The organism is Actinacidiphila rubida (genome assembly GCF_900110255.1).
In the GTDB taxonomy this organism is placed as follows: Bacteria; Actinomycetota; Actinomycetes; order Streptomycetales; family Streptomycetaceae; genus Actinacidiphila; species Actinacidiphila rubida.
Window position 1 is genome coordinate 122,220 of the sequence record NZ_FODD01000004.1, and the last position, 23,587, is coordinate 145,806.

General features: G+C 73.6%; 19 protein-coding genes. 11 read left to right on the forward strand and 8 right to left on the reverse strand.

What is annotated here, in order from left to right; genetic code table 11:
• The first annotated feature begins 94 nt into the window (after positions 1-94).
• Positions 95-2,347 (forward strand): CBM35 domain-containing protein, encoded by a 2,253-nt coding sequence (locus BMW99_RS05125; RefSeq protein WP_069462546.1) that lies wholly within the window; start codon positions 95-97, stop codon positions 2,345-2,347.
• Positions 2,348-2,436: 89 nt separating this feature from the next.
• Complete coding sequence (locus tag BMW99_RS41965; RefSeq protein ID WP_069462545.1) at positions 2,437-3,636, forward strand: RICIN domain-containing protein; 1,200 nt, start codon at positions 2,437-2,439, stop codon at positions 3,634-3,636.
• A gap of 85 nt (positions 3,637-3,721) precedes the next feature.
• Here BMW99_RS41965 and BMW99_RS05135 read toward each other — a convergent pair whose 3' ends face one another.
• Complete coding sequence (locus BMW99_RS05135; protein ID WP_069462544.1) at positions 3,722-4,228, reverse strand: molybdopterin-binding protein; 507 nt, start codon at positions 4,226-4,228, stop codon at positions 3,722-3,724.
• Positions 4,229-4,439: 211 nt separating this feature from the next.
• Here BMW99_RS05135 and BMW99_RS05140 point away from each other — a divergent pair, with 211 nt between their 5' ends.
• The gene (locus BMW99_RS05140; protein WP_407640261.1) at positions 4,440-4,871 is read left to right on the forward strand and encodes an SRPBCC domain-containing protein; all 432 of its coding nucleotides are present in this window, start codon (positions 4,440-4,442) and stop codon (positions 4,869-4,871) included.
• A gap of 110 nt (positions 4,872-4,981) precedes the next feature.
• On the opposite strand, the gene BMW99_RS05145 is transcribed toward BMW99_RS05140, so the two are convergent.
• The gene (locus tag BMW99_RS05145; RefSeq protein ID WP_079175936.1) at positions 4,982-5,731 is read right to left on the reverse strand and encodes a lamin tail domain-containing protein; all 750 of its coding nucleotides are present in this window, start codon (positions 5,729-5,731) and stop codon (positions 4,982-4,984) included.
• A gap of 374 nt (positions 5,732-6,105) precedes the next feature.
• On the reverse strand, positions 6,106-6,849 hold the full coding sequence (locus tag BMW99_RS05150; protein ID WP_069462952.1) for an SDR family oxidoreductase: 744 nt from the start codon (positions 6,847-6,849) through the stop codon (positions 6,106-6,108).
• A gap of 154 nt (positions 6,850-7,003) precedes the next feature.
• Here BMW99_RS05150 and BMW99_RS05155 point away from each other — a divergent pair, with 154 nt between their 5' ends.
• Positions 7,004-7,507: an RrF2 family transcriptional regulator gene (locus BMW99_RS05155; protein WP_075016309.1), complete on the forward strand. Its 504-nt coding sequence runs from the start codon at positions 7,004-7,006 to the stop codon at positions 7,505-7,507.
• Between the two features lie 101 nt (positions 7,508-7,608).
• On the opposite strand, the gene BMW99_RS05160 is transcribed toward BMW99_RS05155, so the two are convergent.
• Genes BMW99_RS05160 through BMW99_RS05180 form a run of 5 tightly spaced genes read right to left on the reverse strand, consistent with a single transcriptional unit; the run spans position 7,609 to position 14,162 of the window.
• Positions 7,609-8,577, reverse strand: coding sequence for an ROK family protein (locus tag BMW99_RS05160; protein WP_075016310.1), 969 nt, complete (start codon positions 8,575-8,577; stop codon positions 7,609-7,611).
• A complete protein-coding gene (locus BMW99_RS05165; protein ID WP_069462577.1) occupies positions 8,574-10,481 on the reverse strand; it encodes a dipeptide ABC transporter ATP-binding protein in 1,908 nt (635 codons plus the stop codon). Before BMW99_RS05165 ends, BMW99_RS05160 begins: the two co-directional genes overlap by 4 nt.
• Positions 10,478-11,398, reverse strand: coding sequence for an ABC transporter permease (locus BMW99_RS05170; RefSeq protein ID WP_069462576.1), 921 nt, complete (start codon positions 11,396-11,398; stop codon positions 10,478-10,480). Before BMW99_RS05170 ends, BMW99_RS05165 begins: the two co-directional genes overlap by 4 nt.
• Complete coding sequence (locus BMW99_RS05175; RefSeq protein ID WP_069462575.1) at positions 11,395-12,354, reverse strand: ABC transporter permease; 960 nt, start codon at positions 12,352-12,354, stop codon at positions 11,395-11,397. The genes BMW99_RS05170 and BMW99_RS05175 overlap by 4 nt, the downstream gene beginning before the upstream one ends.
• On the reverse strand, positions 12,351-14,162 hold the full coding sequence (locus BMW99_RS05180) for a peptide ABC transporter substrate-binding protein (RefSeq protein WP_069462574.1): 1,812 nt from the start codon (positions 14,160-14,162) through the stop codon (positions 12,351-12,353). Before BMW99_RS05180 ends, BMW99_RS05175 begins: the two co-directional genes overlap by 4 nt.
• A 307-nt stretch (positions 14,163-14,469) precedes the next feature.
• Here BMW99_RS05180 and BMW99_RS05185 point away from each other — a divergent pair, with 307 nt between their 5' ends.
• The 7 genes from BMW99_RS05185 to efeU all read left to right on the forward strand — a co-directional run bounded on the left by BMW99_RS05185 (position 14,470) and on the right by efeU (position 23,552).
• On the forward strand, positions 14,470-15,729 hold the full coding sequence (locus BMW99_RS05185) for an ROK family transcriptional regulator (protein ID WP_075016311.1): 1,260 nt from the start codon (positions 14,470-14,472) through the stop codon (positions 15,727-15,729).
• 106 nt (positions 15,730-15,835) lie between these two features.
• A complete protein-coding gene (locus BMW99_RS05190) occupies positions 15,836-17,359 on the forward strand; it encodes a M81 family metallopeptidase (RefSeq protein ID WP_075016312.1) in 1,524 nt (507 codons plus the stop codon).
• Positions 17,356-18,174: a copper homeostasis protein CutC gene (locus BMW99_RS05195; RefSeq protein WP_407640262.1), complete on the forward strand. Its 819-nt coding sequence runs from the start codon at positions 17,356-17,358 to the stop codon at positions 18,172-18,174. Before BMW99_RS05190 ends, BMW99_RS05195 begins: the two co-directional genes overlap by 4 nt.
• Before the next feature lie 104 nt (positions 18,175-18,278).
• Positions 18,279-18,542, forward strand: coding sequence for a DUF4287 domain-containing protein (locus tag BMW99_RS05200; protein ID WP_069466357.1), 264 nt, complete (start codon positions 18,279-18,281; stop codon positions 18,540-18,542).
• Between the two features lie 324 nt (positions 18,543-18,866).
• On the forward strand, positions 18,867-19,841 hold the full coding sequence (locus BMW99_RS05205) for an alpha/beta hydrolase (RefSeq protein WP_069466359.1): 975 nt from the start codon (positions 18,867-18,869) through the stop codon (positions 19,839-19,841).
• Between the two features lie 161 nt (positions 19,842-20,002).
• Positions 20,003-21,133 carry a potassium channel family protein gene (locus tag BMW99_RS05210; RefSeq protein WP_245791212.1) on the forward strand — a complete coding sequence of 377 codons (1,131 nt, stop codon included), beginning with the start codon at positions 20,003-20,005 and terminating at the stop codon, positions 21,131-21,133.
• A 241-nt stretch (positions 21,134-21,374) separates the two neighbouring features.
• Positions 21,375-23,552 (forward strand): iron uptake transporter permease EfeU, encoded by a 2,178-nt coding sequence (gene efeU, locus BMW99_RS05215; RefSeq protein ID WP_075016313.1) that lies wholly within the window; start codon positions 21,375-21,377, stop codon positions 23,550-23,552.
• Positions 23,553-23,587: the final 35 nt, after the last annotated feature.

Below are 23,587 nucleotides of genomic sequence, written 5' to 3' on the forward strand. Positions count from 1 at the left end.
CCGCCCACCGGCGCGCGCCTCCGTTCCCCCCACCAGAGCCGCCGGACCGCCTGGGCGCGGTCCGGCGGCCTCTGCCGACGGAAAAGGAGTGTCCGTGAGGCGTTCACCCCGCAGGAGATCCACCAGGAAACGCGGTGCAGCCAGGGCCTTCGCCGCGGCCCTGCTGGCCGCCGCGGTGCTCGGGCCCGCCGTGCCCCGGTCCGCGGCCGCCGGCCCGGCCGACGCGGCCGCGCCCGAGGTCATCACCGTGGACACCGGCCAGCAGAGCGGCCCGATGAAGAAGCCCGGCCTGGGCTCGCTGTTCGGCGTGGCCTCCCAGCCCGACACGCCCGCCGGCCTGGCGGACGCGTCGCAGAACCTGCTGGCCCAGCACGCCGCCCTCGACGGCGACACCTCCTACCCCACGTCCACCGAGAGCGTCGCCGGCAAGCTCGCGGGCACCGGCGTCCGGATGATCGTGCGCTACAACGACCTGATGGGCGGCTGGCCGTACGTCTGGAAAGGGTTGCAGCCCTGGCTCGACGAGGTCGACAGCGCCACCCGCTCCCTCCAGGCCTACCGGTCGCAGGTCTACGCCGTCGCCCCCCTGAACGAGCCGGACAACAAGCTCGGCACCTCGGCGTCCAGCCCGTTCATGACCGACCCCCAGGTCCAGGGCGGCACCTACGACGACAAGGTGAACTGGCTCTGGACGCAGACCGTGCGCCGCATCCGGGCCATCGACCCCACCGTGCCGATCATGGGGCCGAACTACGAGCACTACAACCCGTGGGAGTCCGCCGACCGGCAGCCGCGGATGCGGGCGTTCCTGGTCAACGCGATGAACACCGGGACGGTGCCCGACGTCATGGGCTGGCACAGCCTGGGCCCGAGCCCGGGTGACGTGCCCGAGAGCCTGACGCACTACTACCGTCCGCTGGAGCAGGAACTGCACCTGCCCGGCGCGCCGAAGCCCGTGGTGATCGAGGAGTACGGGCCGGGCAGCGGCGACTTCGAGGGCGTGCCCGGCACGATGGTCAAGCACTGGGCGGAGTTCGCCCGCCACGGCGTCGACGCGGCGGCGATGGGCACGTACACGAACGTGGGTCTGCTCGGGAACACCCTGCGCCGGACGGCGGACGGCACCCTGCAGCCCAACGCCGGCTGGTACTTCGAGAACTGGTACCAGCAGATGCAGGGCAGCCAACTCGCCGTCAGCCGCTGGGACACCCGTCACTACCAGGCGGCCGACGGCGTCGCCTCCTACGACCCGGGCAGCCGCAGCGTCACCCTGCTGGTCGGCGGCGAGACCACCGACCTGGACGCGCAGATCCTCGGCCTGGCCGCCCGCGGCCTCGGCCCGCAGGTCCGGGTCCGGGTCGACGACGCGCACTGGACCACCGACCCGGGGGCCGCGGACCGGACGGTCGAGCACGGCGGCGACCCGCAGAGCGGCGGCTACGCCGTCCTCGACACGACCATGACGCTCGACGGGTCGGGCAACCTGACGGTGCCGCTGCGCGGCCTGACCCAGTACGACGGCTACCGCGTCACCGTCGCGCCGGCGGCCGCGCCGGCGCCGTCCCCCACGAAGTACGAGGCGGAGCAGGCGCACTGGACGGACGCGGTGCTGCACAACGGCTCCGACGCCGCGCTCGCCTCCGGTCACGCCTACCTCGGCGGCATCGACCACGCGGACTCCTCCGTCGCGTTCACCGTCAACGCCCCCTCGGCTGGCCTGTACACGATGGCCGTCCGCTACGCCAACGGCGGCACCTCGGACGCCACCCACACCGTCACCGTCAACGGCCGCGCCGAGGGAGCGGTCGACTATCCGCCGACCGGCGGCTGGCTGGACCGCGAACCGCACCTCGCCTCCACGGAGCTGCTGCTGGACGCGGGCACCAACACCGTGACCCTCGCCAAGGGCACGCAGTACGCCGAACTGGACGACATCGACGTGCGGCCGGACACCCACCGCTACGAGGCCGAGTACGCGTCCGTCACCGACGCGCGCACCTCCCCGTTCAAGTGGAACGGATTCCCCGACTACGTGGGCGGCATCGACAACGCGGACAGCGCCGTCGACTTCACCGTCCAGGCGCCGGCCGCCGGCAGCTACCGGTTCACCGTCGGGTACGCCGACGGCACGGCCTCCCCCGCCACACACCAGGTGCTGGTCAACGGCGGCCGGCAGGCCACGATGGCCTACCAGCCGACCGGTTCCTGGTTCGACAGCGCCCAGCAGGACCGCGCCGAGGGGCGAAGCTCCGTGCAGGTGGTCCTGCAGCAGGGCGCCAACCACATCCGCCTGCAGAAGGGAGACGGCTACGCCGAGCTCGACTGGGGTCTGCTGAGCCCCACCTGAGCAGACTCCGGCGCTGGTGTCCGGACGGGCGGCGCCGACCCCCGCCCGGACCCGGTCCGTGCCCCACCACCGACCAACGAGGAGAATCCATGCGCACGTCGCACCTCCCGGCGCTCCATCGCGCGGCCGCCGCGCTCGCGGTCCTGCTGCTGGCCGCCGCCGCGGCCCTGCTGCATCCGGCCGCCGCCCACGCCGACACCCAGATCTGCGACCAGTTCGGCAGCGCGTCCATCGCGGGCGGCCACTACATCGTGCAGAACAACGAGTGGGGGGACACCTCCCCGCAGTGCATCGACGTCACGAGCACCGGCTTCGCCGTCACCACGGCCGGCCACAACGTGCCGACCAACGGCGCCCCCGCCGCGTACCCGTCGATCTACGCCGGCTGCCACTACGGCAACTGCAGCACGGGCAGCGGACTCCCACTGCAGGTCAGCGCGTTCGGCAACCCCGAGAGCACGGTGGCGTACCACACCTCCGGCGGTTCCTGGGACGCCGCGTACGACATCTGGTTCGACTCCAGCCCCAACCCGGCGGGGCAGAACAACGGCGCCGAGCTGATGATCTGGGGCAGCCACGCCGGCGCCCCGCAGCCCGCGGGCGGCAAGGTCGGCACCGCGAACCTCGAGGGCGCCACATGGGACGTGTGGGAGGGCCGGCTCTCCAACGGCGGCATCTCCTGGAACGTGATCTCCTACGTCCGCCAGCAGACCACCGGCAGCCTCGACGTCCACGTCAAGGACTTCACCAACGACATCACCGGCCGCGGCTACATGAGCAGCGCCTGGTACATGACGAGCGTGCAGTTCGGCTTCGAGCCGTGGGTCGGCGGCACCGGCCTGGGCGTGGACGACTTCACCTTCACCGCCAACGGCACGTCCGGCGGCGGGGGCGAAGGCGGGAGCGCCGTCGTGGGCCAGGGCAGCGGGCGTTGCGTCGACGTCAACGCGGCCGGCACGGCCGACGGCACCGTCGTCCAGTTGTGGGACTGCAACGGCACGGTCGCGCAGAAGTGGAGCCGGGTGGGCGGCACCTTCGTCAACCCGAACTCCGGGAAGTGCCTGGACGTCTCCGGCGGCCGCACGGCCGACGGCACCGTCGTCCAGCTGTGGACCTGCCTGAACAACGCCGCCCAGCAGTGGGTGGTCAACGGCAACGGCACGATCGTCAACCCGAACTCCGGGAAGTGCCTGGACGCCACGGGCCAGGGGACGGCCAACGGCACGCGGCTGCAGATCTGGGACTGCTACGCCGGCGGCACGCAGGCCAACCAGGTCTGGACGCTGTGACGTCGGGGGCCGCCGGCACCCGCGAGGGGGCCGGCGGCCTCACCCCGGCGTCCGGCCGCCGGGCGCGAGGTGACCCGTGCGCGGGTCAGCCGGCGTCGGGCCACACGGGGTAGCCGCCGTCCACGCGGATCGCGGTGATCCCGCTGATGTACCGGGCGCCGCAGCGGTCCTGCGGGAGGACGAGCTGCGGCCCGGCGCCGTCCAGTTGCGTCCCGTCGAGGGTGACCGCGAGCAGCACCGGCGCCCGCCCGAAGTCCGGGTCGATCTCGGCCCACGAGAGCACCGCGTGATGGCCGTCCGCACCGCGCACCGCGATCAGGAAGCGCAGCCGGTCCTTGCGGCGCCGCGGGTCGAACCGGGGCCCGGCGTCCAGCAGGACGTCGTGCAGCAGCGGGCCGGTGAAGGTGTGGCGCCGCTCGCCGCTGGTCGCGCACGCGAACTCCACCCGCGCCAGGTGCTGCCGCCGGCCGCGCAGCGCCGCCACCGTCAGCGGTCCCGGGCGCGCGAGGTCCCCGGTGAGCGCGACCTCCGCCACGGGCCCGGCGGCCGCCGTCCCCGCCGCTGCTGCTGCTGCTGCCGGTGACCGTCCCACGGCACCCACCTCCCCAGGTGACCGTCCCCCGCGGGGGACGGTCACAAACGCACCTGCGGCCGGGATCGCGTCAACCACCGGCATCTGCAAGCCTATTGAGGGATGGAGGCCAGCACCTGCGACGTGCCGATCCGCCGGCGCGGGGTGGGCCCGGCCGTCGGCGGCCGGTCGTACAGTGGCAGGCGTGTATGCGACGAGGATGACGCGCCACATGGATGCTCCGCCGTCCCGGGTCTACCGGGCACTGCTCGACCCGGAGGCGGTGGCCGCCTGGAGGGTGCCCGACGGCATGACGTGCCGGGTGCACGCGTTCGAGGCGCGCGTCGGCGGCGCCTTCCGGGTCTCCCTCACCTACGACGCGCCGGACGCCGCCGGCAAGTCGGCCGGCCGCACCGACACGTACCACGGCACCTTCGTGGAGCTCGTCGAGAACGAGAAGGTCGTCGAGCGGCTGCGCTTCGAGAGCGACGACCCGCAGGTGGCGGCGCCGATGACGATGACCACGACGCTCACGGCGGCCGGCGGCGGCACGGACGTCGTCCTGGTGCACGAGGGCGTTCCCGACGCCGTTCCCGCGGCGGACAACGAGGCGGGGACGCGGATGGCGCTGGACCGGCTGGCCGCGCTGGTCGTCCGGATGTGACCCGCACGCCGTCCTGACGCCCGGGAACGCCCAGGCGCCCCGCCACCCCCTCGGGGCAGGGGGGTGACGGGGCGGGTGACGGGGGCAGCAGCCGTCACCTGGGGGGATGGTCAGAGCAGCGGAACACCGTGGTTCCGGCTGTCGTGACTCGTGTGGGAGTCGTGGTTGTCGCGGGTGTCCCCGCTGCCACGGTGGTCCCGGTTGTCGCCGTGGTTGTCGCCACGCTTGTCGCCGTGGTCGTCACCACGCTTGTCGCCGTGGTTGTCGCCACGCTTGTCACCGTGGTCGTCACCACGCTTGTCACCGCGGTCGTCACCACGCTTGTCACCGCGGTCGTCACCACGCTTGTCACCGCGGTGGTCCCGGTTGTCACCGCGGTTGTCGCCGCGGTGGTCGCGGTCGTCGCCGTACCTCCACGACTCGGAGGCGACGAAGCGGCCCTCGTCGTCGCGCAGGGTCGCGGCGTCGTCGTTCCCCCACACCGAGGTGTGGCGGTCCTGGTAGACGTCGGTGCGCGTGTTGTGGCCGTAGCCGGTGTGCACACGCACGCTGGCGTGGGGGGCCAGCGTGAGGTACGAGAAGCGGTAGCTGTGGTGGTCCCGGTCGGAGAGGGTCCACCCCGACAGGTTGACGCTGTGCCGGCCGCCGTTGGCGACGGTGATCCACTCGTTGTTCAGCGCCGCGCTGCCGCGGTAGCCATGGCTGGACATGCCATGGTGGACAGCTCCGAGGGTCACCTGCGACCGCTGCGGGTAGTGGTACCGACCGTGGTCCGCGGCGGCGGCCGGAAGCGCCGCTGCGGCGAGCGCGGCACCGGCGATCACAGCGGTCGCGGTCAGACGGGAAGCGAGACGGGACACTGATGTCCCCTTTCAGACGGGGCACGACCGTGGGGGGCTGTGCCAGTGGTACTCCTCCGCGGCAGGTGCGCCGGAGAGGGCCCCAATCTGTCGGTCGCAAACCGGACGCCACAAGACAAACACACTCTGTTACACATTGCAGACATCGCCGTGACCCTCGATTGCCCGCCACAACCAGTTCCCGCCCCGGGCGTGCCGCCGCGAACGGCCGGGCGCGGACACGCCGACCGCACCGCGCGCGACCACGTCACCGGCCGTCGGCCGCGGCCGCGCACCGAGCTTCGGCAACCCTGAACACCCGTACGTCAAGCCTCCGTCGGCCGCGCCGCCGTTCGTAACAGAAGCCTGATGAAAATCGTGACAGAAGCCACGAATCAGCCCCGCGCGGCGAGCCAGTCCCGGTAGCCGGTGGGGGCGATGCGCGCGTCGGGACCGGGGATCAGGACGCCGTCGCCCTTGATGGCGCCGAACAGGCCCGCGGTGTCGTCGACGACCACGGTCCGGTCGTCGTGGCGTGCCCCCAGGGTGATCGCGCCGAGCTCGTCGAGGCGGAACACGTCGGGGCCGGCGGTCTCGCGGATGCCGTTCAGCGGCGCGCCCGCGGCGGCCTCGGCGACCGCCGCGGCCACGTCCGCCGCGGCCATCGGCTGGATGCGGGTGGCGGGCAGCCGGACCGTGTCCTCGTCGGACGTCCAGGACAGCACCGCGTCCATGAACTCGAAGAACTGGGTGGCGCGCACGATCGAGTACGGCGTCGGCCCCTGCCGGAGCAGTTCCTCCTGCAGCGCCTTGGCGCGGTAGTAGTCCAGCTCCGGGACCTGGTCCACGCCGACGATCGACAGGACCACCTGGTGCCGGACTCCGGCCCGCTCCCCGGCGGCCAGCAGATTGCCCGTCGCGGTCCGGAAGAAGTCGAGCGACGCCTCGTCGAACGTGGGCGAGTTCGCCACGTTGACGACGGTGTCGGCTCCCTCCAGGGCCGCGTCCAGGCCCTTGCCGGTGAGCAGGTCGACGCCGGTGGACGGCGCCGCGGGCACCGCCTCGTGGCCGCCGTCCGCCAGATTCCGCACGACCTGCGAGCCGATCATGCCGGTACCGCCGATGACTGTGACCTTCACTGTTCCCACCTCTCATGGAGCGTCTGCGGTGTCCCCGGGCATACGGGTGCCCGCCGGAGTCCGGCGACTCCCCGGCCCGACTCGGACACTTCTTGTCCGGGATGATAGTCGGATAGCCTGTGTCCGAGTCAACGGGAAGGGTCGGGGCGCGGAAATGAAGCTGTCCGGCGGCGTCGAATGGGCGCTGCACTGCTGCGTGGTGCTGACCACGGCCTCCGACCCGGTGCCGGCGGCGCGGCTGGCCGCACTCCACGACGTCTCCGGCAGCTACCTCGCCAAGCAGCTCCAGGCCCTGTCGCGGGCCGGCCTGGTGACGTCGGTCCAGGGCAAGGCCGGGGGGTACGTCCTCACCCGCCCCCCGGCGCGGATCACCGTCCTCGACGTGGTGAACGCCGTCGACGGCCCCGAACCGGCCTTCACCTGCACGGAGATCCGGCAGCGCGGCCCCCTGGCGGCCGCGCCGGAGAGCTGCACCCGGCCGTGCGCGATCTCGCGCGCGATGGCCGGCGCCGACGCCGCCTGGCGGGCGGCCCTGCGGGACGTGACGATCGCCGATCTGGCCCACGACGTGATCGGCGACTACGGGCCCGGCTCGCTCGCGGGCATCGGCGCGTGGCTGGCGCAGGAAGGCGACGGCGCCGGGTCGCAGCGCGACTGACCCCCTCGGGCCGCCGGGCTCCGGGAATGGGGCGGGGCGGTGCCCCGGTCCGGAGACCGGGGCACCGCCCTTTCACGCCCGCGCCCGCGGATGACGTGCCGTCAGGCGGGGGCGGAGGCCAGCTCGGTGCGGGCTCGCGCGGCCGCACCGACGGCGACCGCGTCGCTGCCCAGGAGGGCGGGGACGAGCCGGATGGGCCGGCCGCTCACCGGGGGCTCGTCCTCCAGGGCGGCCTTGACGGCCGGCTCCAGGAGGGACCAGGCCCGGCTGACGCCGCCGCCGATGACGGCTGTGGTGACGTCGACGAGGCCCGCGGTGATCAGCAGTGCCCGGGCGATGCCCGCGCCGGCCGCGGAGAAGACGGCCAGGGCGTCGGCGTCGCCCTGCCCGGCCGCCATCGCGACGCCCTTCGCGTCGGCGTTCCGCCCGGTGCGTTCGGCGTAGCGGGCGGCCAGGGAGCGGCCCGCGGCGAGGGTCTCCAGGTGGCCGCGGCCCCCGCAGGAGCAGGGGAGGTCGCCGAAGCCGGGGATGTGGCCGATCTCGCCGGCCGCGCCGTGCGGCCCGTCGACGAGGGCGCCGTCCATCCACAGCGCTCCCCCGACGCCGGTGCCGAGCGTCATGCCGAGCACGTACCGCTCGCCGGCGGCCGCGCCTCTGGCGACCTCGCCGCGCAGGAACGCGTTCACGTCGTTGTCCAGGAAGGCGGGCACGCCCAGGCTCTCCTCGAGGGCGGCCGTGACGGCGAACCCGGCCCACCCCGCGAACGAGTCGCTCGCCACCAGGATGCGGCCGGCCCGCGCGTCGACCACACCGGCCGCGCCCACGCCGACTCCCGCCAGCGGGGCCGGAGTCCGGGCCAGCAGCCGGCCGAGCCCGTCGAGCACGGTGCCGATCATCGCGCGGCCGCCCTCGGCGGCGGGCGTGGGCAGTTCGACGCGGTCCAGCACGTCGAGGCCGGTGGAGCACAGCACGACCTGGGTGGTGGTGCCGCCGATGTCCACACCCGCGAGGACCGCGTCCGCGTCGGTGGGGCCGGTCGAGGACCCGGACGGTCGGAGCGTCGTGGTCACGCCGTCGCCCCCGTCCCGGCGGCGGTCCCGGCGGCCGGGCCGGTCCCGGCGGCCGCGGCCTGTCTGGCCGTGCGCCGCTGCCGCTGCCGCACCGGGTCCGGCACGGGGACGGCCGCCAGCAGGCGCCGGGTGTAGTCGGTGCCGGGGTGCAGCAGCGTGTCCATGGTGCCGCCCTGCTCCTCGATCCGGCCCGCGCGCATGACGACGACGCGTTCGGCGAAGTGCTGGACCACGGCGAGGTCGTGGGAGACGAACAGGCACGCGAACCCGAGCTCCTCCTGCAGCTCGGAGATCACCTCCAGCACCGCCTCCTGCACGCTGACGTCGAGCGCGCTCGTCGGTTCGTCGGCGACCAGCAGCCGCGGCGCGAGCGCCAGTGCCCGGGCCAGGCTGACCCGCTGGCGCTGGCCGCCGGACAGCTCCCGGGGGGCGCGCTGCGCGTAGGCGCGCGGCAGCCGCACCCGTTCCAGCAGCTCGGCGACGTGTTCCTGGCGGTCCTTCGCGGACATGCCGCGCCGGTGCACCCGCAGCGGCTCGGCGACGCACTCCTGCACCGTCATCCGCGCGTCGAGCGAGGCGACGGGGTCCTGGAGGACGACGCCGATGCCGGCGCGCAGCGAGCGCCGGGCCCGGGCGCGGGTGCGCCGCAGGTCGGAGCCGAAGAGCGTGACCGTGCCCGCGGTGGGCCGGATGAGGCCGAGCGCCACCCGTGCCGCCGTGGACTTGCCGGAACCCGACTCCCCCACGAGCCCGACGGTCTCACCCGGGCGGACGTGCAGGGAGACGCCGTCGAGGGCGCGCACGGCGCCGGTGCGGCGGCCGTACACCACGGACACGTCCCGCAGGTCGACGACGCGTTCGCCGTCCGTCCCGGAGTCCCGGGCCGGGTTCGCGCTCCTGGCCCGGGTCCCGTACCGCGGCCGCGGCACCTCGGCGGCGACGGCGCCTGACCCCTCACCGGACTCCTGGCCGGACGCCTGGCCGGACGCCTGGCCGGCCTCCTCGCCGGACCCCGCACCGGGCCGTGCCGCCGCGTCCGAAGCGCCGGGCACGGCAGGGGATCCGGCGACGGCCAGCCGCGGCACCGCCGCCAGCAGCCGCCTGGTGTACTCGTGTTCGGGCCGCAGCAGGACGTCCTCGACCGGTCCGGTCTCGACGATCCGGCCCTGCAGCATCACCGCGACACGGTCGGCGAAGTCGGCGACGACGCCCATGTTGTGGGTGACGAGCAGGACGCCGGTGCCGGACTCGACGGCGAGCCGGCGCAGCAGGTCGAGGATCTCCGCCTGCACGGTGACGTCCAGCGCGGTCGTCGGCTCGTCCGCGATGAGCAGTTCCGGGTCGTTGGCGATGGCCATCGCGATGACGACGCGCTGGCGCTGGCCGCCGGACAGCTCGAACGGGAAGGCGCGCGCCCGGCGTTCGGGGTCGGGGATGCCCACGCGGCGCAGCAGGTCCACGGCGAGCACGCCGGCCTCCTTCGCGGGGATCTGCCGGTGGTTGCGCACCACCTCGGCGATCTGCGCGCCGATCCTGGTCAGCGGGTCGAGCGCGGTCGCCGGTTCCTGGAAGACCATGGAGACGGCGCGGCCGCGCAGCGCCGCGAGGTCGCGCTCGGACGCGGTGACGACGTCGGTGACGAGATCGGTGGAGCCCAGCAGCGCGCGGCCGCTCGCGCGGGCGTTGTCGGGCAGCAGCCCGATCGACGCGAGCGCGACGGTGGACTTGCCGGAGCCGGACTCGCCGACGAGTGCGAGCGTCTCGCCCGGCCGCACGTGGAGGGAGACCCCCCGTACGGCGGGCACGTCGCCGGTCTCCGAGGAGAACGTGACGCCGAGGTCCTCCAGCCGCAGGACGGGCTCGGTGCCGGCGGTCGCGGCGGCGGTGGTGTCGGTGGCGGTCATCCGCGTCCCCTCACGTCGAATGCGTCACGGAGCCCGTCGCCGATGGCGTTGAACGCGCAGACGACGAGGATGACGGCGAGGCCGGGCGGCACGATGAGCCACCAGCGGCCGGAGTACGTGGCGCTGAGGCCGGCCGAGAGCATGCCGCCCCAGTCGGTCTTGGGCGGCTGGAGGCCCAGGCCCAGGTAGGACACGTAGGCGACGAGCAGGATGGCGTCGGCGACCTGGAAGGTCGCCGCGACCACCACCGTGGACACCGAGTTGGGCAGGATGTGGCGGCCGATCGCGCGGGTGTGGGTGCCGCCGATGGCCCGCAGGGTGTGCACGTAGTCGCGGTTCTTCAGGGTCAGGGTCTCGGCCCGCACCAGGCGGGAGGGGACCAGCCACGACACCAGGCCGAGGATGAGGATCAGGCCCCACACGCCGGGGGTCGCGATGGCCGAGATGACCAGCAGGATGAACAGCGCGGGGATCGCGATGCCGGCGTCGACGACGCGCATCATGACCGCGTCGATCCACCCGCCGGCGTATCCGGCGGCGGCGCCCCACAGGGTGCCGATCACGGTGGCCAGCACGCCGGCCGCCAGGCCGACGACGAGCGAGACCTTCCCGCCGTACATGAGCCGGCCCAGCTCGTCGTGGCCGACCGCGTCGGTGCCGAGCCAGTGGGCGCCGCTCGGGCCCAGGTTGGCGTGGGTGAGCGCGGTGTGCGTCTGGTCGGTGGACCAGACCAGCGGACCGGCGAAGCAGAAGAGGAAGAACAGGACGACGACGGCGAGGCCGATGACGGCGAGCCGGTTGCGGCTGAACCTCCTTACGGCCAGGCGCAGTCCGGAGATCCCCGGTCCGCCGGTGCCCGCGCCTGCCGACGGTCCGGTGCCGCCGGCCGGCCGGCCGGACTGGACTGCGGCGCTCATGCGTGGCCCTCCTTCACTCGGGGGTCGATGAACCGCTGGACGACGTCCGCGGCGAGCGTGCCGACGACGGTGGCGACCGAGATCACCAGGACGCAGCCGAGCAGCACCGGGTAGTCGGAGGACTGCGCGGCGGTCCAGAACAGCAGCCCCATGCCGGGGTAGTTGAAGAGCTGCTCGACGACCAGCGCGCCGCCGAACAGCACCGGCACGTAGTAGCCGAGCATCGCCACGACCGGGGTGAGGGAGTTGCGGAACACGTGCCGGCGCAGGATCGCGCCGCGCCGCGAACCGCCGGCCCGCGCGGTCCTGACGTAGTCCTCGGAGAGGTTCTCCAGGGTCGCGCCGCGCATGTAGCGGCTGAAGACGGCGACGACGGACGCGGCGCCCGCGACGACCGGCAGCACCAGCCCGGCGGGGTCGGCGAAGACCTGCGCGAGCGTGTCGCCCTGGGGCGCCTGGGCCGGGAACCATGGCAGGACGTGGCTGAAGACCAGCACCAGCATCAGGCCGAGGAAGTACACCGGCGTGGAGTACGCGACGAAGCTCAGCGTGGTGATGACGTAGTCGACCGGCTTGTTGCGCCGGACGGCCTGCCACATGCCGAGCGGGATCGCCAGCAGCAGGCCGACGACCGCGGACAGCAGGGTGAGCACCAGCGTCTTCGGCAGCCGCTCCTGGATGAGCTGCGAGACCGGCTCGTTGAGCGTGTAGGAGGTCCCCAGGTCGCCGTGCAGCAGCCGCCCGAGGTAGGCGACGTACTGCACGGGCAGCGGCCGGTCGAGGCTCTGCTCGTGGTTGAACTGCGCGATCTGCTGCACGGTGGCCTGGGGCCCGAGGATCCCGCGAGCGGGACCCCCGGGCAGCGCGTGCAGGAGGCAGAACGTCGCCACCGTCACGATGAGGATCACCGCGAGGGCCTGCAGGACGCGCCGGATCAGGTAGAGGAACGTGCTCACTTGCCGGTCCACTGCCACTGTGCGGGGTGGAAGTCGGCCAGCGAGTCCTGCGCGAAGCCGCCCAGGCCGTTCCTGATGACCGAGATCTGGTAGTCCGGCTCGGGCAGCCACACCACCGGCAGGTCCTTGGCGAGCGCCTCGCTGTACTGCTGCACGGCGTCCGTGGACGAGGACGTGGTGGTCTGGTTGATCAGCGTGTCGACGTCCGGGTTGGAGTAACTGCCGAAGTTGGAGCCGCCCTTGGACTGGAAGAGCGAGTCGCCGGTCGGGAAGGCCGGGAAGTACCAGCTGCCGGCGGTGCCGAAGTAGGACAGCTGCCAGTTGCAGATCGACTGGTCCGAGGTGCACTGCGGGGTCTGCGACAGCACCGAGTTGACCGGGGCGGTCTTGATCGAGAAGTCGATGCCGCTCTTGCCCAGCGAGGACTGGATGGCGCTCATCAGGTTGTCCGTCACGGTGGAGCCGGACTGGGACAGCACCCGCATCGCGAACTTGGTGCCCTTGGCGACGCCCTCACCGCACTGCGCGGCGCCCGTGCCGGGCTGCGTGCAGACCATGGTGCCGCCCTGGTCGGTCCAGCCGTGACTGGTGAGCAGCGCGCGGGCGTTGCTGGTGGAGAAGGGGTACGGGTTGTCCTTCTGCGCCTGGGAGACGAAGGCGGACGCCTGCGCGGTGGGGATCGGGCCGTAGCCGGGCACGGCGGTGCCGTTGTAGATCACCTTCACCAGGCTCGCCTGGTCGATCGACTCCTGGACGGCCTGCCGGGCGTACAGCTGCTTGAAGACCGGGCCCATCGTGGGGTTGTTGAAGTTCAGCGGCATGTAGGTGACCGCCCAGCCGGTCCACGGCTTGACGGTGTACCCCTGGCCGGTGAACGACGCCTTCTGGTCCAGGTCGGTGGAGTTGATGTAGCCGTAGTCGACCTGGCCGGAGCGCAGCGCGTTCTCCTCGGCGTCCGTCGTGGTGAACGGCAGCAGGTTCACGGTCTTGATGTGCGCCTTCTCGCCGCCGTCGTAGGTGGCGTTGGCCGCGAGCACGACCTTGCCCGCGGTCGAGAACGACTTGACGGTGTAGGGGCCGCTGACGGTCTTCCACAGCGGGTCGGTCGCGTACTTGGCGATGCTCTTGGCGGCCGTGTTGAGGTAGGTCCACACCTTCTGGGCACCGGCCGGGGTGGTGTCCGCGCCGGACACGGCGGCCGCGGCGCTCTCCTTGTCCCACAGGTGTTGCGGCAGCGGCGTGATGAGGCTCAGCTGGTTGGCGAGCATCCACTGGGAGTTGTACGCGCGGTCGAAGGTGAGCGTGAAGTGCTGGTCGTCGGTCACCTTGAACGACGTCCAGTTGTCCGGGGCCTTGCCCTCGCTGTATCCGGCCCATTGGGCCTTGTTCGCCTTGATCAGGTTGAACCAGAACTGCACGTCACGCGAGGTGATCGGCTTTCCGTCGCTCCAGTGCCGGTTTCCCAGCGTGATGGTGACGCTCTTGCCGTCGGTGGCGAAGTCGGCGCCGGTGGCTATGGACGCCGACTTGTTCCAGCCCATCGACCCGGTGGAGCCGTCGTACGCGATGAGTGGCTCCCACAACGATGCCGCGATGGACACGTTGTTGGTGTTGAGGTGCGCGGGCGTCCCGATCGGCAGGATCCAGTTCGGCGTGAAGTTCGCCGGCAGCGCGTAGTTGATGGCGTCGTGCGAGGCGGAGGCCGAGCTTCCGGCACCGTTGCAGGCACTGAGCAGGGCGGTCGCGGTGAGCGCGGCTCCTGCGGCGAGGGCCCAGCGGCGTCGTTCCGCCGTGCGGACAGGGAACATGGATTCTCCTCGGGGTGAACGGCCACGAAACGATCGCTGGGACCCGGTGAACACTGGGGGCGTCGCGGTGTGTGCCGACAGTCAAAGGTCTCCGGCTCGGAAAAAACAAACCTTCGCCGATAACAACTATGTTTCTGCGAAAATGCAGAAAGTCCGGCCCGGGGGTGAAATCCCGTGGAGGCACGGCGGTTACCGGGGATACCGGTGGGGGACGATTCGTGAATGTGGTGTGCGCCACTTCCTCATCCCGTATCGCCGGGCGTAGTGTCATCGCCGTCCACCCGTTCTTTCGGAAGTAAGTCCGCCCATGCCCGACGTAAGTTCTGCGCAGCGGAACGGCGCCAAAGGCCCGGCGTCCCTCGCCGAGCGCGTGCTGGCACTCATCGCCTCCGGGCAGGGGACCTCGCGCACCGAACTCGCCGGGATGCTCGGCGCCTCGCCCTCGACGATCTCGCTCACCGTCGGCCAGCTGGTCGAGCGCGGCCTGGTGACCGAGCAGGGCACCCAGGCCTCCACCGGCGGCCGGCCGCGCAAGGTGCTGCGGATCGGCGCCCGCGACGAGTTCGCGGTCGCCGCCGACCTCGGCAGCCGCCACGCCCGCATCGGCGTCGTCCTGCCCGGCGGCGAACTGACCGACGTCACGACCGTGCCGCTGGTCATCGCCGACGGGCCGGAGACCGCGCTGCCCCGGCTCGCCCAGACCCTGGAGGAGCTCGCCGCACGCCACGGCCGGGACCTGCTGCGCGGCGTCGGCTGCTCGCTGCCGGGCCCGGTCGACGTGCAGGCCGGCGCCGTCACCCTGCCGTCCCGGATGCCCGGCTGGCACCGCTTCCCCGTGGCCGCCTGGCTGCGCGAGCACTTCGGGGTACCCGCCGCGGTCGACAACGACGCGAACTGCATGGCGGTCGGCGAGCACGCCGTGCAGCCCGCCGAGCGGCGGCAGTCGATCATGGTGAAGATCGGGTCCGCGATCGGCACCGGGATCATCGCCGACGGCAAGCTCTACCGCGGTGCCACCGGCGCGGCCGGCGACATCACCCACGTCAGGATCGCCGCGGCCGGCGACACCCCCTGCTCCTGCGGCAACACCGGCTGCCTGGAGACCGTCGCCTCGGGCGCCTCACTCGTGCGGAACCTGCGCGACGGCGGCGTCCCCGTCACCGAACTGGCCGACGTGGTCCGCCTGGTCGCCGACGGCGATCCGCGGTCCACCCGGGCGGTACGGCAGGCCGGCAGCCACCTGGGGACGGTCCTGGCCGCGAACATCAACTTCTTCAACCCCGACGCCGTCTACCTCGGCGGCATGCTGTCGACCCTGGAGCCGTTCGTGGCCGCGGTCCGCAGCCAGCTCTACGAGAGCTGCCACCCCCTCGTCACCGAGCACCTGACCATCGAGCGCGCGAGCCTCGGCGCCGACGCCGGGCTCTTCGGCGCCGGGCTGTTCGCACTGGAACGCGCCATGGCCCGGGCCCTGCACGACGCGGCCGATCCCGCGGCAGCCGCCCCGCCGGCGGCCACCGCGCCGCCGGCGACCACCGCCAGGCGCGGTGCGGCGTCCGGCGGCTGAACGCCCCGCGGACGCCCGCCGTCACCTGTTCCGCGGACGCCCGCCCCCGCCACCCCCGATCCCCAGCCGGTCGACCCCCGCGGGACGACCCCTTGTAGGAGGAGCCATGTCGCAACCCCGCACGCCCGCCGCCCGCCCGGTGATCGCGATCGCCGGCCTCGGCATCGAGTCGTCGACGTTCTCGCCCGCGCGCACCCTGGCCCCGGCCTTCCACCCTTCGCGCGGCGACGAGGTCCTGGCCCGTTACCCGTTCCTCGACAAGGGCGCGCCGTTGCGCGAGGCCGCCGAGTGGCACGGCGCGCTGGTCGGCAAGTCGCTGCCCGGCGGCACGGTGACCGCGGAGGCGTTCGCGGCACTGTCCGACGAGCTCGTCGAACGGCTCGCCGCGCTGCCCCGCCTCGACGGCCTCTGGTACGACATCCACGGCGCGATGACGGTGGAGGGCATCGACGACGCGGAGGCCGTGCTGCTGCGCCGGATCCGCGAGAGCGTCGGCCCCGACGTCATCGTCTCGACCTCCATGGACCTGCACGGCAACGTCTCCCGCGCGCTGGTCCACGGCAGCGACCTCATCACCTGCTACCGGATGGCCCCGCACGAGGACCACATGGAGACCAAGGAGCGGGCCGCCCTCAACCTGGTGGACCTGCTGGTCTCCGGCGCGCCGCGGCCGGTCAAGGCGTGGGTGCCGGTGCCGGTGCTGCTGGCCGGTGAGCAGACGTCCACCCGGATCGAGCCGGCGAAGGGCGTGTACGCGGCGGTCGCCGAGGTGGAGGCGCTGGACGGCGTGATCGACGCGGCGATCTGGGTCGGCTACGCGTGGGCCGACGAGCCGCGCAACCGGGCGGTCGTGGTCGTCACCGGCACGGATGCCGGCGCCGTCGCGCAGGGCGCCGAGCGGCTGGCCCGCGGATTCTGGGACGCCCGGCGGGACTTCGCGTTCGTCGCCCCCACCGGAACGCTCGCCGAGTGCCTGGACGAGGCTCTGGCGTCCCCCGCCCGCCCCTACTTCGTCAGCGACACCGGCGACAACCCGACGGCGGGCGGCGCGGGCGACGTCACGTGGGGGCTCACGCGGGTGCTGGCCCGGCCCGAGTTCCGCACGGCGGACGGCCCGACCGTCATCTACGCGTCCGTGCCCGGCCCTTCGGCCGTCCGGACCGCGGTGGAGGCCGGCGTCGGCGCGACCGTCACGGTCACCGCGGGCGCCGAGGTCGACGACCGGCACGCCGGACCGCTGACGATGACGGGCGTCGTGCACGCCGTCCGCCACGGCGACCGTGACGCCGGGACCGAGGTCGTGCTGCGGGTCGGCAGCGTCCACGTCATCATCACCGCGCTGCGCAAGCCCTACCACCACGAGCACGACTTCACCGACCTCGACCTCGACCCGCGCGGCGCGGACGTCGTCATCGTGAAGATCGGCTACCTCGAGCCCGAGCTCTACGCGATGGCCGCGGACTGGAAGATGGCGCTCACCCCCGGCGGCGTCGACCAGGACCTGGTGCGCCTCGGCCACCACCGCATCCGCCGCCCCATGTTCCCCTTCGACGCGGACATGGCGGCGCCGGACCTCACCGCGCGCCTCATCGCCCCCTCGGACGAGGCGCTCACCGGGGCCGACGAGTGACGTCCGCCGCGGAGCGGGCGCACCTGCTCGTGGCAGGCGCCGCACCGGCCGGGGCCCGGCTCGCGCTGGAGATCGCGGTGACCGGTGCGGCCGGCGCCCGCGTGGCCAGGGACGGCGGTGCCGACCGGGTCGAGCTGTGCTCGGCCCTCGAACTCGGCGGCGTGACGCCCTCGGACGCCGCCGTCGCCGCGACCGCGGCGGCCGGGCTGCCCGTGCAGGTGCTCGTCCGCTGCCGGCCCGGCGACTTCGTGCACGACGACGAGGAGGTCGCGCTGATGGCCGCGGAGGTCCGGGGCGCGGTGGCGGCGGGCGCGGCGGGTGTCGTCGTGGGCGTGCTCGACGCGCACGGCGCACTGCACGCGGAGGCGATGCGCCGGCTGGTCGGCGCGGCACGCGACGCCGGGGCCACGGCCGGGCGCCCGGTCGACGTCACGCTGCACCGGGCGATCGACCAGTCCGCCGACCCGGTGGCGACGGCCGTCCGCGCCGCCGCGCTGGGCGTCACCCGCATCCTCACGTCGGGCGGCGCGCCCAGCGCCCCGGACGGCGCGGCCGTGCTGCGCGCGATCGCGGCCGCCGTCCCCGGTGTCGAGGTGATGGCCGGCGGCGGCGTCCGCCCCGAGGACGTCCCGGCGCTGGCCGCGACCGGCATCGCCGCCGTCCACCTCTCGGCCAAGCGCCCCGCGCCCCCGCGCCGCGCCGGCACATGGGTCCCGATGGGCGCGGCCGCGACGGCGGCCGACGCGGACCGGCACTTCGTGACGTCACCCGGCATCGTGGCCGCCGCACGGCACGCCGTCGACGCGCTCGCCTGACCGCCGTGGCCTGACCACCGGGGGCCCGCGCGGGACCGATGAGTTCCGCGCGGGCCCCCGGTCCACCCCTGCGACCGCACCGAACCGCCGACAGGGAGATCGAGATGACCGCCACGGCCCCGCACGGCCCCGCCAGTTACTTCCCGTCCATCGAGAAGAAGTACGGCCGGCCGATCGCCGAGTGGAAGGACCTCGTCCGGGCCTCGCCGCTCACCCGCCACATGCAGCTCGTCGCGTGGCTCAAGAGCGAGTACGGGCTCGGCCACGGGCACGCCAACGCGCTCGTCGCGCACACGCTGGCCGAGCACACCCAGAGCACAGGGAACGCCGAGGGCACCGGGAACGCCGAGGGCTCCGCGGCGGTGTGACCACCGCGCGGCGCGGTCCCGGCGGCGGGCCCGCGCCCGGGTACGCCGCGGAACTGCGTGACTAAGAAGCCGAGTTGAGCGCGTACGACGCCGAGTTGCGCCGGGCCGCCGCCGTGCGGGTGCACGAGCGCGTGCCGGACGTCCGCCGCCGGGCGTCGGACCCGGCGAACCGGCCCGGACGGCACGGCAGACGCCTCCTGAAAACCCCTGCGCGGAACCTGTGCGTGCCCGGGCCACCCCCCGTGCACGCACGGGCAAGGCGGCGGCGGAACCCGCCCGTACGGTCGGTTCCCTCACCCCACCGCACCGTTCCTGGAGATGAACATGTCCGATCAGCCCGCCGCCGACCACCGACCGGTCCTCGAAGCGGAGGCCCAGGCCTTCGCCGACGCGACCGCCAACCCGCCGTACCTGTTCGACCTGGGGCCGGTGGAGGGCCGCAAGGCCGTCGACGAGGTCCAGTCCGGCGGCATCACCGGGCCGGCCGTCGACGAGCAGTGGGTCGAGGTGCCCGGGGGCCCGACCGGTTCCGTGCGTGCGCGCATCGTCCGGCCCGCCGGCGTCACCGGACCGCTCCCGGTCGTCGTCTACCTCCACGGCGCGGGCTGGGTGTTCGGCAACGCCCACACCCACGACCGCCTGGTCCGCGAGCTGGCCACCGGCGCCCGCGCCGCCGTGGTGTTCCCCGAGTACGACCTGTCGCCGGAGGCCCGCTACCCCGTCGCGATCGAGCAGAACTGGACCGTCGCGCGCTGGGTCGTCACCGAGGGCGCGGCCCACGGCCTCGACGCCGCGCACGTCGCCGTCGCGGGCGACAGCGTGGGCGGCAACATGTCCGCCGCGCTCACGCTGATGGCGAAGGACCGCGGCGGCCTGGCGCTCGCCGCACAGGTGCTGTTCTACCCGGTCACCGACGCCGCGTTCGAGACCGGCTCCTACCACCGGTTCGCCACCGGCTACTTCCTGCGCCGCGACGCGATGCAGTGGTTCTGGGACCAGTACACGACCGACCCGGCCCAGCGGGCGGAGATCACCGCCTCGCCGCTGCGCGCCACCTCCGAGCAGCTGGCGGGGCTGCCGCCGGCCCTGGTCGTCACCGCCGAGGCCGACGTCCTGCGCGACGAGGGCGAGGCCTACGCCGAGCGGCTGCGGACCGCCGGCGTTCCGGTCACCGCCGTGCGCTACCAGGGCGTCATCCACGACTTCGTGATGCTCAACGCGCTGCGGCCGACGGACGCCGCCGAGGCCGCGATCAACCAGGCCGCCGCGTTCCTGCGCACCGCCCTGCACCAGGGCTGACGCGCCGTCCGGTCGGGCCCCGCACGGACGCGGCCATGGGCGCCACGGCGCCCGCGCGCGGTGTGCGGGGCCCGGTTGCGGGGCCCGGCCGGGCCGGGCGCCGCTGACCCGGCTGGGTGAGCGAGGTCGCCGCCCCGGGGGCCGTCCGGGAGACTCGGGGTGTGGCGGATCTGACGGACAGTGAGGTCGGGGAGGGGGAGGCGCGGGCCCGCGTGCGGATGCCGTACCGCGTGCACGGACCGGTGCGCACCATCGCCAGCCGCATGGCCGTCGCGGTGGGCCTCATCGTGGTGGCCGCCTGCGTGGTGTACGTCGGACGCGACGGGTACAGCGACTCGACGGGCCAGCCGGTCGGCTGGCTGACCAGCTTCTACTACGCGGTGGTGACGCTCACCACCATCGGCTACGGCGACGTCGTCCCGGTGAGCGGGGAGGCGCGTCTGATCAACACGCTGGTGATCACGCCGCTGCGGCTCGGCTTCCTGCTGGTCCTGGTCGGCACCACCTTCCGCGCGCTGACCGAACGCACCCGCCACGAGTGGCACGAGCAGTCCTGGAGGCGCAAGGTGCACGACCACACCGTCGTCATCGGCTACGGAACCACCGGCCGCGCGGCCGTGGCCACCCTGCGGGCCCGCGGGAGCCGGCCGCGCCGCATCGTCGTCATCGACCTCGACCCGGCGGCGGTGGGCGACGCCAACCGGAGCGGCCTGGTCGGCATCGTCGGCGACGGCACCGGCAGCGTCGTCCTGGAGCACGCGGAACTGGGCAAGGCCCGGCACGTGCTGATCGCCACCGACCGGGACGACACCGCCGTGCTGGCCGCGCTCACCGCCCGCCGCATGAACCCCACCGCCGTCATCACGGCCTCCGTCGCACGCGCCGAGAACGTGGCGCTGCTGCGCGGCGGCGGCGCCGACAACGTCATCACGTCCTCCGAGACGGCCGGGCACCTGCTCGGCGTCGCGGCCCTCAACCCCGCGGTCGGGACGGTGCTCGAGGACCTGCTGTCGGTGGGGCTCGGCCTGGAGGTGGCCGAGCGGGCGCCGGAGCCGGCCGAGGTGGGCAAGGACGCGGAGCAGCTGCGCGAACCCGTGCTCGCGGTGGTGCGGGACGGCCGTCCGCTGCGGTACTGCGACCCGCAGATCGGCGGGATCCGCGCCGACGACCGTCTGATCGTCGCCCGCGAGGCACCCGCCGACGACGCGCGGGCGCGATCCCAGGAGGAGGCGCAGACGGGGTCGCCGTGGCGGTCGCGCGTGCGGTCCCGGTCGCGCCAGGCGGCCCGCTGAGACGTGGCCCGGGAGCCCGCGGGAGCCGGTGCGGGGACCGCGTGAGACGGGCCGGCGGCCGGCCGGCCAGGGGCCTCGTGGGCCGGCGGCGCAAGGGAATCCGCAGAAGGAAGCCCGTTGGCCGGCGCGCCCCGCAGATCCTCGTCCCCCGTGCCTACAGCGCCGCAAATCCGGCTGCTAAGGTTTGCCTAACTTAAGTGCGTCGGCACAGCACCGGGCATTCCCGGGGAGGGGCATCTTCATGTGGGACAACGTGTTCCCCAACTTCCTCATAGGTCTGCGCGAGGGACTTGAGGCGGGGCTGGTGGTTTCCATCCTGGTGGCCACCCTGGTCCGGGGCGGCAACAAGGAGCGGCTGCCCCAGGTGTGGACCGGTGTCGCGGCCGCGATCGGACTGTCCCTCAGCTTCGGCGCGGTGCTGACCTTCAGCTCGCAGCAGATGCCCACCACCGCGCAGGAGGCCTTCGGCGGCGTCCTCTCGGTGATCGCCGTCGGCTTCGTCACGGTGATGGTCTTCTGGATGCGCAGGAACGCGCGCCACCTCTCCGGCGAGATCAAGGAGCGGGTCGCCGCCGCCCTGACCATGGGTGCCGGCGCCCTGATCCTCACCAGCTTCCTCGCGGTGGGCCGCGAGGGCCTGGAGACGGCGCTCTTCCTGTGGACCAACGCGCAGACCGCGCACGGCTCCAGCGCCGGCCCGCTCATCGGCGGGGCCGTCGGCCTGGTGCTGGCCGCGGTGCTCTGCTGGGCGCTGTACAAGCGCGTGCTGAAGATCAACCTGACCAGGTTCTTCACCTGGACGGGCTTCGGCCTCATCGTCATCGCCGCGGGTGTGCTCGGCTACGGCCTGCGGGACCTGCAGGAGGGCAAGGTCCTGCCGGGCGGCAGTTCCTACGCGGTGGACCTCTCCGGCCACGTCGACGCGACCTCCTGGTACGCGCAACTGGTGCAGGGCGTGCTCAACCTGACCACGCAGATGACCTGGCTGCAGGTCACCGCCTATGTCGTCTACCTCGCCGTGGTGATGACGCTGTTCGTCCGCGGACTGAACCCGGCGCCGGCGGCGAAGCCCGCGGCCGAGCCGAAGCCCGAGGCGGTGCGGGTGGCCGCGGGCGCGGCCGCCTCCACCTCCGCGCCGGCCTCCGTCTCCCAGAGCGCGGCCGCGTCCGGCGGCACGCCCCCGTCCGGCTCCCCGTCCGGGACTGCGGACGGGTCCGGGGGCGGGGGAACGTCCCGGCCCGCGGCCGCCGGTGCGCGGCGGGGCGTGCCCCGCTGGGCCATCCCGGTCGCCGTGGTCGCCGTCCCCGCCGTCATCGCCGGCCTGGTCATCGCCGCCTCCGGCGGCAAGAAGGCCGCCGCCGCCACGGTGAGCGTCTCCGAGACCGACTGCGGCAAGGGCTTCAAGGCCCCGCAGCCCGGCCGCCAGACGTTCCAGATGCACAACACGGGCAGCAAGGCGTCCGAGGTCTACCTCATCGACCCGGCCTCCAACGCCGTCTACGGCGAGATCGAGGGCCTGGCCCCCGGCACCACCCGCGACCTGGTGGCGACCGTCGGCAGCGGCACGTACGCCTGGCGCTGCGTGCCGACCGGCGGCAAGCCCGTCACGTCCGCCGCCGTGCGGGTCAGCGGCGGCGGCTCCGCCAAGGCCGTGCTCCCGCTGGCCGAGTCCGAGCTGCAGCCGCCGCTGACCGCGTACAAGGCGTACGTCGACGCGGGCCTGGCCACGCTCCAGACGCAGACCGCCAAGCTGCAGGCCGACCTGAAGGCCGGCGACCTGGGCGCGGCCCGCGCCGACTGGCTCACCGCGCACGTCACGTACTCCTCCCTCGGCGCGGCCTACGGCACCTTCGCGGACTTCGACGCGAAGATCAACGGCCGCAAGGACGGCCTGCCCGGCGGCGTCTCGGACGCCGGCTTCACCGGCTTCCACCGCCTCGAGTACGGCCTGTGGCACCAGCAGCCGGCCGCGGTGCTCGCGCCGTTCGCCGACCGGCTCGCCGCGGACGTCACGGGGCTGCGCAAGGCGTTCCCCACCCAGGACTTCGACCCCTCGGACCTGCCGCTGCGCAGCCACGAGATCCTGGAGAACACCCTGCAGTTCGAGCTGACCGGCGACACCGACGAGGGCAGCGGCACCAACCTGGCGACCGCGGACGCGAACCTGGCCGGCACCAACGAGCTGCTGAGCGTGCTGCGCCCGCTGATCACCCGCCGCGCGCCGGACGAGCTGAAGGTCGTCGACGCCGACGTCGCCCGCCTGCAGGGCCTGCTGGACGCCGCCCACCACGGCACCGCCTGGACCCCGGTGGAGTCGCTGGACGCGACGTCCCGCGCCAAGATCAACGGCGCGACCGGCCAGCTCCTGGAGGACCTGGCGCCGATCCCCGACCTCCTCGAGATCCGGAAGTCGGCGTGACAAGCCGCTCAGCCGGCCCCGACCGCACCGGCCGG

Excerpts from the sequence above, each read along its gene's own strand:
- BMW99_RS05180 (WP_069462574.1), bottom strand. The coding sequence starts at position 14,162 with ATGTTCCCTGTCCGCACGGCGGAACGACGCCGCTGGGCCCTCGCCGCA.
- BMW99_RS05155 (WP_075016309.1), top strand. The coding sequence starts at position 7,004 with ATGAAGCTGTCCGGCGGCGTCGAATGGGCGCTGCACTGCTGCGTGGTG.
- BMW99_RS05185 (WP_075016311.1), top strand. The coding sequence starts at position 14,470 with ATGCCCGACGTAAGTTCTGCGCAGCGGAACGGCGCCAAAGGCCCGGCG.
- BMW99_RS05165 (WP_069462577.1), bottom strand. The coding sequence starts at position 10,481 with ATGACCGCCACCGACACCACCGCCGCCGCGACCGCCGGCACCGAGCCC.
- BMW99_RS41965 (WP_069462545.1), top strand. The coding sequence starts at position 2,437 with ATGCGCACGTCGCACCTCCCGGCGCTCCATCGCGCGGCCGCCGCGCTC.
- BMW99_RS05200 (WP_069466357.1), top strand. The coding sequence starts at position 18,279 with ATGACCGCCACGGCCCCGCACGGCCCCGCCAGTTACTTCCCGTCCATC.
- BMW99_RS05140 (WP_407640261.1), top strand. The coding sequence starts at position 4,440 with ATGGATGCTCCGCCGTCCCGGGTCTACCGGGCACTGCTCGACCCGGAG.
- efeU (WP_075016313.1), top strand. The coding sequence starts at position 21,375 with ATGTGGGACAACGTGTTCCCCAACTTCCTCATAGGTCTGCGCGAGGGA.
- BMW99_RS05190 (WP_075016312.1), top strand. The coding sequence starts at position 15,836 with ATGTCGCAACCCCGCACGCCCGCCGCCCGCCCGGTGATCGCGATCGCC.
- BMW99_RS05205 (WP_069466359.1), top strand. The coding sequence starts at position 18,867 with ATGTCCGATCAGCCCGCCGCCGACCACCGACCGGTCCTCGAAGCGGAG.
- BMW99_RS05170 (WP_069462576.1), bottom strand. The coding sequence starts at position 11,398 with ATGAGCGCCGCAGTCCAGTCCGGCCGGCCGGCCGGCGGCACCGGACCG.